Source organism: Embleya sp. NPDC050493 (genome assembly GCF_044458105.1).
Taxonomy (GTDB): Bacteria; Actinomycetota; Actinomycetes; order Streptomycetales; family Streptomycetaceae; genus Embleya.
Map to the genome: position 1 here is coordinate 174,956 of NZ_JBITHP010000013.1, position 13,403 is coordinate 188,358.

The 13,403-nt window shown below is 69.0% G+C and carries 14 protein-coding genes and 1 pseudogene; 10 read left to right on the plus strand and 5 right to left on the minus strand.

The features are described 5' to 3' along the window. The first annotated feature begins 30 nt into the window (after positions 1-30). The 6 genes from ACIBM5_RS24855 (at position 31) to ACIBM5_RS24880 (ending at position 6,644) form a co-directional block, all read left to right on the plus strand. Positions 31-954: a UbiA family prenyltransferase gene (locus tag ACIBM5_RS24855; protein ID WP_396008830.1), complete on the plus strand. Its 924-nt coding sequence runs from the start codon at positions 31-33 to the stop codon at positions 952-954. Positions 955-1,218: 264 nt separating this feature from the next. Next, positions 1,219-2,124: an ABC transporter substrate-binding protein gene (locus ACIBM5_RS24860; protein WP_391587726.1), complete on the plus strand. Its 906-nt coding sequence runs from the start codon at positions 1,219-1,221 to the stop codon at positions 2,122-2,124. A 115-nt stretch (positions 2,125-2,239) separates the two neighbouring features. After that, the gene (locus tag ACIBM5_RS24865) at positions 2,240-3,157 is read left to right on the plus strand and encodes an amino acid ABC transporter permease (RefSeq protein ID WP_396008831.1); all 918 of its coding nucleotides are present in this window, start codon (positions 2,240-2,242) and stop codon (positions 3,155-3,157) included. Next, a complete protein-coding gene (locus ACIBM5_RS24870) occupies positions 3,154-3,960 on the plus strand; it encodes an amino acid ABC transporter ATP-binding protein (RefSeq protein ID WP_396008832.1) in 807 nt (268 codons plus the stop codon). The genes ACIBM5_RS24865 and ACIBM5_RS24870 overlap by 4 nt, the downstream gene beginning before the upstream one ends. A gap of 149 nt (positions 3,961-4,109) precedes the next feature. After that, complete coding sequence (locus ACIBM5_RS24875; RefSeq protein ID WP_396008833.1) at positions 4,110-5,450, plus strand: class I SAM-dependent methyltransferase; 1,341 nt, start codon at positions 4,110-4,112, stop codon at positions 5,448-5,450. Positions 5,451-5,489: 39 nt separating this feature from the next. After that, on the plus strand, positions 5,490-6,644 hold the full coding sequence (locus ACIBM5_RS24880; RefSeq protein ID WP_396008834.1) for a hypothetical protein: 1,155 nt from the start codon (positions 5,490-5,492) through the stop codon (positions 6,642-6,644). A 79-nt stretch (positions 6,645-6,723) separates the two neighbouring features. Here the strand turns inward: ACIBM5_RS24880 and ACIBM5_RS24885 are convergent, their stop codons facing one another. The 4 genes from ACIBM5_RS24885 to ACIBM5_RS24900 form a co-directional block, all read right to left on the minus strand. Beyond that, complete coding sequence (locus ACIBM5_RS24885; protein WP_396008835.1) at positions 6,724-7,440, minus strand: hypothetical protein; 717 nt, start codon at positions 7,438-7,440, stop codon at positions 6,724-6,726. Positions 7,441-7,690: 250 nt separating this feature from the next. After that, entirely contained in the window at positions 7,691-8,818 is a 1,128-nt protein-coding gene (locus tag ACIBM5_RS24890; RefSeq protein WP_396008836.1) for a hypothetical protein, read from the minus strand. Continuing rightward, a complete protein-coding gene (locus ACIBM5_RS24895; protein ID WP_396008837.1) occupies positions 8,815-8,940 on the minus strand; it encodes a hypothetical protein in 126 nt (41 codons plus the stop codon). The genes ACIBM5_RS24890 and ACIBM5_RS24895 overlap by 4 nt, the downstream gene beginning before the upstream one ends. Positions 8,941-9,011: 71 nt before the next feature. Next, on the minus strand, positions 9,012-9,467 hold the full coding sequence (locus tag ACIBM5_RS24900) for a hypothetical protein (RefSeq protein ID WP_396008838.1): 456 nt from the start codon (positions 9,465-9,467) through the stop codon (positions 9,012-9,014). 761 nt (positions 9,468-10,228) lie between these two features. Between ACIBM5_RS24900 and ACIBM5_RS24905 the strand changes: the two are divergent. Continuing rightward, positions 10,229-10,738, plus strand: a pseudogene (locus ACIBM5_RS24905) (DUF5753 domain-containing protein); the annotation flags it as partial. Between the two features lie 35 nt (positions 10,739-10,773). Then, on the plus strand, positions 10,774-10,971 hold the full coding sequence (locus ACIBM5_RS24910) for a DUF397 domain-containing protein (protein ID WP_396008839.1): 198 nt from the start codon (positions 10,774-10,776) through the stop codon (positions 10,969-10,971). Positions 10,972-10,994: 23 nt separating this feature from the next. On the opposite strand, the gene ACIBM5_RS24915 is transcribed toward ACIBM5_RS24910, so the two are convergent. Continuing rightward, positions 10,995-12,206: a helix-turn-helix domain-containing protein gene (locus tag ACIBM5_RS24915; protein ID WP_396008840.1), complete on the minus strand. Its 1,212-nt coding sequence runs from the start codon at positions 12,204-12,206 to the stop codon at positions 10,995-10,997. 169 nt (positions 12,207-12,375) lie between these two features. Between ACIBM5_RS24915 and ACIBM5_RS24920 the strand changes: the two genes are divergently transcribed. Both ACIBM5_RS24920 and ACIBM5_RS24925 read left to right on the plus strand, forming a co-directional pair. Beyond that, the gene (locus ACIBM5_RS24920) at positions 12,376-12,573 is read left to right on the plus strand and encodes a DUF397 domain-containing protein (RefSeq protein WP_396008841.1); all 198 of its coding nucleotides are present in this window, start codon (positions 12,376-12,378) and stop codon (positions 12,571-12,573) included. Positions 12,574-12,932: 359 nt separating this feature from the next. Further along, entirely contained in the window at positions 12,933-13,367 is a 435-nt protein-coding gene (locus tag ACIBM5_RS24925; RefSeq protein WP_396008842.1) for an ester cyclase, read from the plus strand. Positions 13,368-13,403 lie beyond the last annotated feature (36 nt).

Below are 13,403 nucleotides of genomic sequence, written 5' to 3' on the forward strand. Positions count from 1 at the left end.
CCCGCGCCGACCCCCGGAAAGGTCACCCCCGTGAGCGAAGCCGCAGCGCCGAGCCGCCCGCCCGTGACCGCCCCCGCGCGCCCCCGCGAACGGGCGCCTGCCGTCGGCCTCGTGCTCGCCTGCCACCCGGGCCCGACCGTCGCCGTCACGGCCCTGGTGACCGCCCTGGCCGCCGCGGCCGGCCGGGACGCCGGGGGCTGTGCGCTGGTCGGCGCGGCGGTGCTCAGCGGGCAGTTGTCGGTCGGGTGGTGCAACGACGCGGTGGACGCCGCCCGCGACCGCGCCGCCGGGCGGACCGGCAAGCCGGTGGTCGCCGGCCTGGTCGGGGCCGAGCGGGTGGCGCTCGCCGCCGGTTCCGCGCTGGTGTTGTGCCTGCCGCTGTCCTACGCATCGGGGCCGGCTGCGGGCACCGCGCACGTGGTCGGGGTGGCCGCCGCGTGGACCTACGACCTCGGGGTCAAGGGCACCGCCTGGTCGTGGCTGCCCTACGCGGTCGGCTTCGGCAGCCTGCCGGCGTTCGTGGCGTTCGGGCTGCCCGGGCGGCCGGCGCCCACGTGGTGGATCGTCACCGCCGCCGCGCTGCTGGGCTGCGGCGCGCACCTGGCCGACGCGCTGCCGGATCTGGACGTCGACCACGCGGGCGGCGTGCGCGGTCTGCCGCACCGACTCGGCCCGGCCGGCATCCGGGCGCTCGCCCCGCTGCCGCTGCTCGGCGCCACCGCGCTGCTCGCGTACGGCCGCCCGGACCGGTCCGGGCGGCTCGCCCTGGTCGGCGCCGGTGTCCTGGCCGGCGCGGGGGCGCTGCTCGGCGGCCGGCGGCCCGGCGCCCCGTTCGCCGCCGCGATCGCCGTCGCCGCGATCGACGTGGCCCTGCTGCTGCGTCGGGGTGCCGGCATCGCCGCACGCGGACGCGGATTACGCGGGGTCCGACGATCATCACGCCAATGCGCGTAGACCGTGGCCTGCCAGAGCGGTTTCGGTATGCCCTGGAAAAGCGCCCGATGAGGTGATATACACCGATCACTGCTTGACATTCTGTCAAATTGGATCTTCGTATTTAACAATCTGTCCCATTGTCCAGTTCAGAGCACCAGGAAATCATTCATGCCCATAGCTCGATCCCGGATTCACCCAAACCGCCCGCAGATCGGGCACCGCGAGCCAGCTCGTACCGTGCCGGCCCCCCTGTTGTCCCCTCATACCTGGAGGAACCCGCACATGAGCGGACGCCTTACCCACCGCCGCCTGATCGCCTGCGCCGCAACCTTGATCGCGGGCTCCATGCTCCTGACCGGCTGTGGGGACGACGGCGGCGACAGCGCGCTCGGCAAGAAGGACGAGAACGCGCCGTTCTTCAAGATGCTCCCGCCGGACGTCCAGAAGTCCGGCAAGCTCGAGATCGGTTCGGAGATCGCGTACGCGCCGATCGAGTTCATGAAGGGCGGCAAGGCCGTCGGTGTCGACCCCGAGCTGGCCGCCGCCCTCAGCAAGCAGCTCGGCGTCAAGTACGAGTACAAGAACTCCCCGTTCGACTCGCTCATCACCGGGATCACCTCCAAGCGCTTCGACATGGTCATGTCCGCGATGACCGACAAGAAGGAGCGGCAGGGCCAGGGCCTGGCGTTCGTGGACTACTTCCGCGCCGGTACCTCGATCCTGGTGCAGAAGGGCAACCCGCAGAACATCAAGTCCCTCGACGACCTGTGCGGGAAGATCGTCGCGTTGCAGCAGGCGACGACCAACGAGGACGTCGCGATCGCCCAGTCCAAGAAGTGCGAGGAGTCGGGCAAGGGCGCGATCACGATCCAGAAGTACGAGCACGACGGCGAGGCCCTGCTCAAGCTCAAGAGCGGCGCCGCCGTCGCCGACCTCAACGACTTCCCGGTCGCCGCGTACAACGCGCAGACCTCCGGTGACGGCAAGGACTTCGAGGTCACGGGCGATCAGATCGATGCCGGGCTCTACGGCATCGGCGTCGGCAAGGACAACACCCAGCTCCAGCAGGCGCTGAAGTCGGCCCTGGAGGCCCTGATCAAGAACGGCGAGTACGCCAAGATCCTGGCCAACTGGAAGGTCGAGGCCGGCGCCGTCTCCGAGGTCACCATCAACGGCGGCACTTCCTGATCCGAGGTCCGGCCCCGTCGCCCCGAGCGGCGGGGCCGGACCCGGCGGACCGTCCCCCCATCGGTCCACCCGCGCCCGCGCCCGCACTCGTGCTCCAAGAGGAGGTCACCTTCCCGTGACCACACCCCCACCCCCCGCCGCCTCCGACAAACAGCCGGCCCGTCGGGAACACATCAAAGCGATCCCGGTGCCGCACTACGGTCGTTGGGTCGCGGCCGTCGTGGTCCTGGCCCTGGTCGGCCTCCTGATCAACGCGTTCGCGAACGCGAAGATCCACTGGAGTGTGACCGGCGATTACCTGTTCGACGAGCAGATCATCAAGGGCGCCGTCAACACGCTCAAGATCAGCCTCTACTCGATGGCGCTCGGGCTCGTGCTCGGCGTGCTCGCCGCGATCGGGCGACTCTCCGGCAATCCGGTCACCTCGACCGTCTCGTCGCTGTACATCTGGTTCTTCCGCGGCACGCCGGTCCTGGTCCAGTTGCTCATCTGGGGCAACCTCGCGTTGATCTTCCCGACCATGCTGGGCCACAACACCAACGACGTGATCACCCCGACCATCGCGGCGCTGCTCGGCCTCGGCATCAACGAGGGCGCGTACATGGCCGAGATCGTGCGATCGGGCATCCAGTCCGTGGACGAGGGTCAGACCGAGGCCGCACACGCGCTCGGCATGTCCAAGGGCCGCACCCTGCGGCGCATCGTGCTGCCGCAGGCGATGCGAGTGATCGTGCCGCCCACCGGCAACGAGTTCATCAACATGCTCAAGACGTCCTCGCTGGCCAGCGTCGTGGTGTACCCCGAGGTGCTGCAGAAGGCGAAGGACGTGTACACCAACAACCTCGCGGTGATGGAACTGCTCTTCGCGGCCTGCTTCTGGTACCTGCTGCTGACCACCGTCTTCAGCATCGGTCAGTACTACCTGGAACGCCGCTTCTCGCGCGGGGCCAGCCGGGCGCTGCCGCCCACCCCGCTCCAGCGGATCAGGGCCAACCTGTTCCCCACCCGGCGTCCGGGAGCCGAGATCCGATGACGACCAATTTCGACAAGCCCACGCCCGGGGCGGCGGACCCGGCGCGACCCATGGTCAAGGCCGAGGACGTCTGCAAGTCGTTCGGCACGCTGGAAGTGCTCAAGGGCATCGACCTGGAGGTCGGCTCCGGCGAGGTCATGTGCATCGTCGGCCCCTCCGGCTCCGGCAAGTCCACCTTCCTGCGCTGCATCAACCACCTGGAGAAGGTCAACGCCGGGCGGTTGTGGGTGGACGGCGAACTCGTCGGCTACCGGGAGAAGGACGGCAAGCTCTACGAACTCCGGGACAGCGAGGTCGCGCTCAAGCGGCGCGACATCGGCATGGTGTTCCAGCGCTTCAACCTCTTCCCGCACATGACCGCGGCGGGCAACATCATGGAGGCGCCCACCCAGGTCAAGGGCATAAGCAAGCCCGAAGCCCGGGAGCGCGCCCACCAGCTCCTGGCCCGGGTCGGCCTGGCCGACAAGGCGAACGCCTACCCCGCCCAGCTCTCCGGCGGCCAGCAGCAGCGGGTGGCCATCGCCCGGGCACTGGCCATGGACCCCAAGCTGATGTTGTTCGACGAGCCGACCTCCGCGCTCGACCCCGAACTGGTCGGCGAGGTCCTGGACGTGATGCGCGACCTCGCCAGGGACGGCATGACGATGATCGTGGTCACCCACGAGATGGGCTTCGCCCGCGAGGTCGGCGACTCGCTGGTGTTCATGGACGACGGACTCGTCGTCGAGGCCGGAGTGCCGCGCGAGGTGCTGAGCAACCCGCAACACGAGCGCACGAAGGCATTCCTGTCCAAGGTGCTGTGACGCCGCTCGGTTTCGCGTGTCGTGCTCCGTCCGGGGTGGTCATCCACCCCGGACGGAGCAATTCCGTTCGCGATCCGGGCCGGGTGGGGTAAGGGCAGGGTGTCACCCGGCACGGGAGCCCGGGGACCCACACCGCGGAGGAATCCGTCATGCCGCACACCGCCGACCGCCTGGCCGCGCTGACCCAGCAGGTACTCGGCCGCCCGACCCCGATCCGCATCCGGGCCTGGGACGGCAGCGAGGCCGGACCGCCGGACGGCCCGGCGCTGGTCGTCCGCAATCGACGAGCGCTGCGCCGACTGATGTGGAAGCCGGGCGAGCTGGGCTTCGCGCGCGGTTGGGTGTCCGGCGACCTCGACGTGGACGGTGACCTCTACGACGCGCTCGACCGGTTGGCGGGCATCGCGCTGCACCGCGACGAAGCGGTGCCCAAGAGCGCCGGCGCGGTCCGGGGCCCCGCAGGCCGCGACCGCCGCCCCGAACGCCCGCGCCCGTCCGCGCGCGCCGCGCTGGGCATGCTGCGCCCGGTGGGCGAGGCACTGACCCTGACCGGACTGCCGGTACCGCCGCCGGCGCCCGTCGAGGAGGTCCGCCGCCGCCGGGGCATACTGCACAGCCTGCGCCGCGACCAGGAGGCGATCCGGCACCACTACGACGTCGGCAACGACTTCTACGGGCTGATCCTGGGCCCCTCGATGGTCTACTCGTGTGCGTACTGGGACCGCCCCGACGCGACGCTGGAGGACGCCCAGCGCGCCAAGCTCGACCTGATCTGCCGCAAGCTGGCCCTGGGGCCGGGCATGCGGCTGCTGGACGTGGGCTGCGGGTGGGGCTCGATGGCGCTGCACGCCGCCGAGCACTACGGCGTCCAGGTGGTCGGCATCACCATCTCGCGCGAACAGGCCGACCTGGCCCGCAAACGTGTCTCCGAGGCGGGCCTGACCGGCCGGGTCGAGATCAGGATCCAGGACTACCGCGAACACGCCGACGGCCCCTACGACGCGATCTCCTCGATCGGCATGGCCGAACACGTGGGCCGGATCCGCTTCCGCGAATACGCCGACATCCTCTACGAACTCCTGCGCCCCGGCGGCCGGTTGCTCAACCACCAGATCGCCAGACGCCCGGCTCCGAACGAAGCCGCTTACCAGGTCGACGAGTTCATCGACCGCTACGTCTTCCCCGACGGCGAACTGGCACCGGTGGGCCGCACGGTCTCGGTCCTGGAGGAGGCGGGCTTCGAGATCCGCGACGTGCACGCGCTGCGCGAGCACTACGCGACCACGCTGCGCGCGTGGGTGGCCAACCTGGAGGCCGCCGCGGAGCAGGCCGAACGCCTGGCCTCCCCCGGCCGGGTGCGCGTGTGGCGCCTGTACATGGCCGCCTCGGCCCTGGCCTTCGAACAGAACCGCATCGGCGTCAACCAGATCCTGGCGATCAAGACGCCGGCCTCGGGACGCTCGGGGATGCCGCCGACCCGGACCATGTGAGCGGCGGGGGCGGGCAGTTGGGGGCGATAGGGTCGCGGGGTGACGGACGGGATCGGGGCGGGCGACGGCGGGGCGGAGCGGGCGGACGATCCGAGTCGGTTCCGGGCCGTGCCGTCGGTGGGCTACAACGGTTTGACCGCGGGTCGCGTCGTTTCGCTCGCGGCCTTGGTGGAACGCTGTGGCGGCGGCCCCGACGGGCTGCGAAAGACGGCGGCCATGGTCGATCTCCCGGTGGAGGAGGTCGCCACGGCGGTCGAGGACGCCGCGGCCTACCGCATCGTGCTGGTGTGCGTCCGGCCCGGTGACCCGGTCTTCGGGGTGGACATCTCCCACCTGGAACCGCGATGGACCCGTTCGGACCACCTCGAGGCTCCTCGCTGGTTCGCGGAGATCGGCTTCGACCCGGACGGCGACGAGGTTCGGGTGCAGGTCGGACCGTACCCGCTGGAGGTGCCCGCCGAATACGCGTCGACGATCATGCACTGCTTCTTCGTGGAGGACGCGATGGCACTGCGCATCGCGGAGGCCAGGGTCGAGGCGGGCGGGTTCGGGCCGGGACGGGTGACGGGCGGGGCCACGGTGCCGGCCGGCGATCCGGTGTGCGGAGCCCTGACGGCGATCGTCCGTGCGCTGGTCGACGGCCACGCCTGGTGGCCCGGCGACGCGTTCCGCTGGGTGGAGTGGGCGATTCTGCCCTTCGTGGCCGGCGCGACCCGCGCGGAGGGCATGCGCTTCCTCGACCGAGGCAGTGCCCTCGACTGGGCCGATCTGCTCGACGCCGGCAGGGACGACCCGGACGGCCTCGCCGACCTGGTCGAGCAGGCCGCGTTCCCACCCGCGCAGGCCCCCGAGCCGGTCGATCGCGGGCAGGTCGCCGAGGCGATCGGCGAATGGGGGACCGCGCTGACCTGCCGGCTGGAATGGCCTGCGGGCGCCGAGCCTACGGCCGACGAGCTCGCGGCGACGATCACGGGTGGGGCGTCGGTGCCGGCCGGCTCACACGACGTGCTCGAACTACCCTCCGTACAGGTGGCGTTGGGCCCGGTCGAGGCCGGCGGCCGGTTGCTGACCTGCACGCCCCGAGCCGACGCGACCTGGCACGACGTGACGGTGGCGCTGCGGAGCATCGCATGGCGGGTCGAGCGGGTGGGGGCGATTCGGATGAGCGTCGACATGGCGGATTCCGCGGACTGACCGGGTCGGGTTCGGCGGTCGAATCGGGTCGGGCGGTCGCCGTGGGCTGCGGCGCCTGAAGGCGGCGCAGCCCACAAGGTCAGTCCAGGATCGCGATCGGGCTTCCGTGACCGGGCACCGACACGCGCCGGCACACCAACCCCGCCGCGCGCAGCCGGAACATGATCGCCCGCAGGTCCGCGGACACGTCCTGCCACGGGGCGTCGGGCTCGGGCGTACACGAGACGTCCCACAGTCCGTCGTCGGGGTCTTCCGCCCCCGAAAGGAGTCTGTCGGGGTCCACCGGCCCCGGACGGATGGCGACCGTCATGCGGTCGTTCTCCAGGCGAGCAACCCAGCCGCCGGTGACCTGTCGGCAGCCGGCCACGACCGAGGCGAGCAGGTCGAGTTCACCGTCCCACACCACGCGGTACACGACAGGCGGCGGGTGCTCCCCCAGGGCGAGCCCACCGAACGCCGGGTCACCGGGTTCGGGCAGCGGGCGCGGCCGCAGTCGGCTCCAGTCGGCCGCATTCTTCTGTCGCCACGGATCCACGTCGAAGTAGATCGTGCCGGCCCAGAACTCCGGGTAGTCCTCGAACAGGGTGCACTGGTCACTCTCGTCGGTGAAGTCCCAACGATAGGGCCGGAAGTAGCGGTCCACCCGGATGTGGGCCTCGTTTGCGGGAACTCCGAACTCCCGAGTCATCGCCTCGACGATTCGGGACAGGTACTCGTACGCCTCCTCGTCCGCGCGCACACCGAAGCTCGGCACCGGCGGCAAGGGGTCCTCCGGGGAGGGAATTTGCGTCGCCACGGGCCGACTCTATTCACCCACCGGCGGCGCCCGACACAGGGCCTCCCACCGCCGATCTCCCCCGGGGCGCCCGACAATCGGCGCGGCATCCCGAACAACACCGACCGACGTCCTCCGGAACGAAATCGCCCCGGCCGAAGAGTTCCGCGGCACCGCCACCCGCCACCCGCCACCCGACTGCTGCGCCAAGACCACAGCCTCGTACACCGCCACGATCACCCTGGCGGCGACCCTGCTCCGGCTCCGACACTCACATCGAAGAGACGTTCCAGGAAGCCTTCCAAGGGTTCGACGACCCGCAGTCCACCCGACCGCGCGACCCGGCGTGCCATGTCCACTGGCCGTCCCCGGTCACCGTGACGCCGTGCTGTTCGCGTCGGGGTTCACCCCGCGCACGCCACGCCTGGTACGCGGCCTCGATCTCTCGCCAAAGATCGCGGGGGCCGCCCTCGTTCACCTCGAACGAGGCCGCGTCCGGCACGTAGTCGACGGATGCCCAGGACTCCCCGTCGGCGTACCACGTGGTGAACTCCCCTGCGTGCGCGCCCGATCCGAAGAACGTACGTTGCTCGACATCGGGCAGCCGAAGCCCGATCGCGAAATCCGCGTGCTCCTCCTGGAGGGGTCGCGGATCCGTCGCCGTGTGGCGGACCCTGCACGCGCTCGGGTCCGCGATCACGTCGCCCACGAACCGCCGGGCCTCGAACCTCGGTCGCTGCGACCTGGCCCACATGAAGTTGACGTTCCCCACGAACCGGCCCGACGCCGTTCCGTCGCCCGCGACGACCAGCCGCAGGAGCCCGGAGTTGTGGTACGCCGTGCCCCAGGGCGTGAGGATCACCCCTTCGGGCCGAACCTGCTCCACCCACGCGTAGGGCACGTTCCGTACCGCCATGGTGGCGATGAGGCGATCGTAGGGGGCGCCCTCCTTGTACCCGTGCAACCCGTCGCCGACGATCAGGGTCGGCATCGGATCGGCAGCCCGCAAGGACTCGTGTGCCTGGATCGCCACGAGGGGATCCACCTCGACCGAGGTCAGCCGGCCGCCCGTGAGCGCGGCGGACAACAACGCGGTGGACCATCCGGTGCCGGTCCCGATTTCGAGGATGTGGTGATCCGAGGCGACGTCGAGTTGTTCGAGCATGAGCCGCACGAGCGAGGGTTGCGACGAGGACGATGTCGGGATCAGGTTCCCATCCGGCATGCCGTCATCCATCTGGGTGACAAGCGGGGCGTCGGCCGCAACGGCGTCCGCCCACGCCTCGGGGTCTTTGTCGCGGTCGATCCGGGCATCGTCACTCCCCCACACCACCGCCGGGACATACGCGCTCCGGGGCGTGTCCGCGAACACGCCGTCCCAGTCGACCGAGGTGCTCACTTGTCCTTCTCCTTGTCGCGGTCCTGGTCCTTCGGCGGCACGGGCCTGTCCCATTGGCCGTCCTGCTGCCGTCGGGGAGTCTTGGCGTCCCCGTCCTTGTCGTCCTTGGCGTGGTTCGCCATCGTCGCTTCTCCCGAATTGGTGCGTGTCGAGCCGGCGTCGGTCGGTGGTGGTATCGGTATCGGTATCGGCGTCATTGCCCCTGCTCTTCATCGAACAGGAACGGTGGTTCCGACCAATCGGCCACCGCACCCAACAGGCAGCCGACGCGTTCGAGGTCGGCCAACAATGCGAACCACTCGGGGCCGTCCGGCGGTTGAACGGTCGCCAACATGCCCTTGTCCACGGCGCACAATTCCGTAAGCGTGCCGTCCGGCCGAAGGGCCACGTCTCCCGCGCCGACGTACCGCACGCTCCGGTACAGAATCGGCGGAGGGGGTCGCAGAATGACCAAGTCTCTTACGCTGCACGCGAATTCGATCCCACTACGCAACCGCAGGTGAACCTGCCGCCCCTGCACGTCCATAAGCACACCCTCGCGGCCCGAATAGGCGTTGCGACACCACGCGTGCCGATAGCGCTCGAAAAACGCCCGCCCCCGATCGAGATCCCCCTGCGTACTCCCCGAAGCCCGCTGTCTCGTGGTCATCGGACGTTCCCTGCGCTCGGGCGCACCACGCGGATCCGGATCGACAACCGCCAGGTCCACAACGAACGAAGGTGCGACCGAACTCGCGGCCGCGGAGGTGGGGTGGACGCGCGAGCATCGGCATCCATCCCGCCGACCCACTCCCGAATCAGCAGGCTCAACCGCTCGTCCTGCCAGTCGCGATCCGACACCGGCACAGGTACCGAAGCGCGTTGAGTCCACCCGAATTGATGTGTCATCGTGGCTACGTGTCCTTTCTGTGAGGCACGCGGGGAGTGGGGCGACTCGCCAAAGTTGAGCCCCACTCCCTACGCCCGTCGCAGCCCCTTCCTTCGGCCTGCGACGTTTTGAGCAAGGGGAGTTGTCTCTCCATTCCGTACGCAGTCTGTCACTCTGCGTCCCCATCATGAGGTGGGAGAGCTAGCCTGTGCATCTCGGCACCGTTACCGATTTACGGTGGAACGGAAGAGGGAACACCCGTGCGATATCAAGAGAAAGACCTCGAACCCCAAGGCTCGCCACGGCAGATGTTCGGACGTGAGATTCGGGTCAAGCGCAACGGCATGGGCATGTCACTGACGGCGTGCGCATCGATCCTGGGCTACAGCAAGGCCGCGATGTCTCGATACGAGACCGGTGAGAGCACCATCCCACCGGACCTGCCGGCAAAACTGGATATCGCGTTGGAGACGGATGGGTTGTTCGTACGGCTCTACCAGATGGTGGAGCACGACCAATTCCCGGACCGTTATCGCGGGTTCATGGCTCTGGCGGCGAAGGCGGAGGCGATCCTGGAGTACTCGGCGCTCACCGTGCCTGGGTTGTTGCAGATCCCTGCCTATGCCCGCGCACAGTTCAGCAGGTTTGTACCCAGGTGGTCGGACGCCGAGATCGAACTGAAGGTCGCCGCACGCGTCAATCGGCAAAGCATCTTCACCCGGGAACACCCGCCGCGCTACGGCGCAGTCCTTGACCAGGCCGCCATCAGCCGCGTGATCGGTGGCCCAGCCGTCATGCGCGCGCAACTCAAAGTTCTCTTGCCCCGGATGGACACGCGGTACGGCACGATCCAAGTTCTACCGTTCGACTCCGGAGCCCACCCGCAGTTGGGCGGATCGCTGACGTTGCTGACGCTGCCGGACAGCGAGCCGGTTGCATATCTCGAAGGTAGCCACACCGGCCAGTTGCGTGAGGATTCCGCTACTGTCGCAGACCACCAAGCGGCATACGATTGTCTACGCGCCTACGCCCTCTCCCCCAGGGAGTCGGCCGAGATGATCCGGGCGGCCATCAAGGAGTTGGAATCATGCAAGGAACCCGAGACGCAAACGCCGCGACATGGCGTAAGAGCACCTACAGCAACTCGGATGGGGGCAACTGCGTCGAGGTCCGCGATGATCTCCCGGGCCTCGTTCCGATACGCGACTCGAAGGACCCGAGCATCGGGCACCTGACAATCGGCGCGGCATCCTGGACTGCACTGACCGACGCTCTCCGGGGCTGACTCGACCCCGGCCGCCCCGGGTTCTACGCGATGCGCAAGCGGTCGGCGAGAGCCAGGAGCGGCGTCGACCCGTGGCGCTCGCGGGAAGCGAGGTCTGCGACTACTCGGCGAGACGTCGCGTGGTAGCGCATCCATTCGGGGGCAGTGTGTTCTGCCTTGAGCATGGCGCGGGTTGCCCGGTCGTCGTTGGCGAGGTCGATGTGGGCGAGGGCGCGGTCGACGTAGTAGCGCGCCTGCCACGTGGGCGGCAGGCTGGTCAGGTCGGTAATGCGCCGTGCTTGGACCAACGCCTGCTCGGGCCGGTCCATTTCGACGAAGGCGTTGACCGTGGCGACGCCGGCATTGGTAGGGCCGAACGGCGTGGCGTAGCCGATGCGGTCGGTGCCGATCCGGGCGGCGGCGGCATTCGCGAGCCGCAGGAGCTCACCGGCGGTGTCCTTGCGCTCCGCGCGTACAGCGGCCGAGGCGGCGCGTAGGAGCAGAATGCCCCACAGGGCTACGTCGATCAGCGGTGTCTTCGTCCACGACGGCTCGATCTTCTCCGCGGTTGCCTCGGCCACCCGCTGTGCGTCGTCTATCCGCCCCTGCTTGCTGAAGATCCACGACAGCGTCGACATGCCCATCACTTCGAGTCGGGGGTCGTCGGAGCGCCCGGCCGCGATCCTGGCCCGCTCCATCGCCGTGTATGCGGCGTCCTCCTTGCCGAGCGCGGCCAGAGTCGTCGCCGCGACCTGGTATGCCTCCGCCAGGACGGCGAACGAGGCGGCGCGGTCGGCCCCGGAGTGTTCGCGCGTCGCGGAGCGAGCATCCGAGATGAGTCGCGGCAATACGGCGGCGATCTCCGACAACTTCCCTTCGCGCCGGATCGCCTCCGTCGACCTCAGCGACGCCCGCAGATCCAGGACGGACGGCGATTCCCCGTCGGCGACCTCCATTTCGTCTTCGATCAACTCGGAGACCGGGGTCACAGCCCGCCGAAGCGCCAACAGGCTGGGTAGTGGATCCCGGTGCGCCGCGCCCTCGAACGTGGTCGGCTGCCCAATCAGGATCGACGTCTCCACGTCGAGCGCCCTCGCGAGTGCGTTGAGCGTGGAGAGTCGGGCCGTGAGTCGTTGGTTCTGTTCCAACTTGCGAACGACGTCGATGGAGACTCCCGCAACGGCGGCAAGCGAATCCTGGGTGTGGTCCCTGCGCACGCGCAACCGCGCGATGCGATCCCCGATGCTGTCTTGCATGGTTCCGACTCCCGGCGAGGTAGGCGCTCACCCCACGATACGCCCGCAGATCGGCCGAAAATTGCGGGAACCGACCACCGGTTCGCGTCCTACGATTGGCTACGCGCCCATGCCCTTTCCCGCAGCAGTCGGCAGCGATCATCCGGGCAACCATCAAGGAGCTGCAGCCATGTACGGAACCGAAGACGCAGACGTCACCACGTGGCGCAAGAGCTCGTACAGCAACGCGGATCAAGGCGACTGCGTCGAGGTCCGCGATGATCTCCCGGGCCTCGTCCCGATACGCGACTCGAAGGACCCGAGCATCGGGCACCTGACGGTCGGCGCGGCATCCTGGACTGCACTGACCGACGCTCTCCGGGGCTGACTCGACCCCGGCCGCACCCGCGTCCTACGACGCAATGCGCAAGCGGTCGGCGAGAGCCAGGAGCGGCGTCGACCTGTGGCGCTCGCGGGAAGCGATGTCTGCGACGACTCGGCGGGATGTGGCGTGGTAGCCGCATCCCTTCGTGCCGGACGACCTCCGTCGGCCTCGACGACACCCGGAAGTCCAGTGCCGCGTCAGGCGACGTTCGCCGTGCCAGTGTACCGAATCACGCGCATGGCTGCTTCCGGGTGATCGCGCGCGGAAGCACGGCGCGCCTGTGGCGTCGTCCCCCGGCCGGACGGTCATGCTTTCGGCGTCATGCCGGTTCCGGCGGTACAGAACGTGCGTGTAGGAGTCCCGTGTCGAGCGAAGAGAACAAGAGATTGGTTCGCCGCTTCTACGCGGAGATCGACAAGGGCAACATCGAGGCCATGGACGACCTCGTGGCCGAGGACTACCAGGACCATTCACCGCCACCGTTTCCGGGGCTCGGGTCCGGTCGCGAAGGGCTCAAGCAGGCGTTCCGTCTCTTCTGGGAGGCCACGCCCGGGACCCACGAGATCGAGGACCAGATCGCGGAGGGCGACAAGGTGGTGACCCGGCTGACGGCCCACGGAGTACACGAGGGAGACCTTCCCGGCATTCCCGCCACCGGTAACCGGCTCACGATGACGGCGACGGTGATTCACCGCATCGAAAACGGCAGGCTCGCGGAGAAGTGGTCGGACAAGGACGTTTTCGGTTTCCTCCAGCAGCTCGGCGTCATCCCGACGCCTGGCGATACGCCGGAGTAGTCCGAGCGACACCGGAACCTCGGACCCGGCGAACGG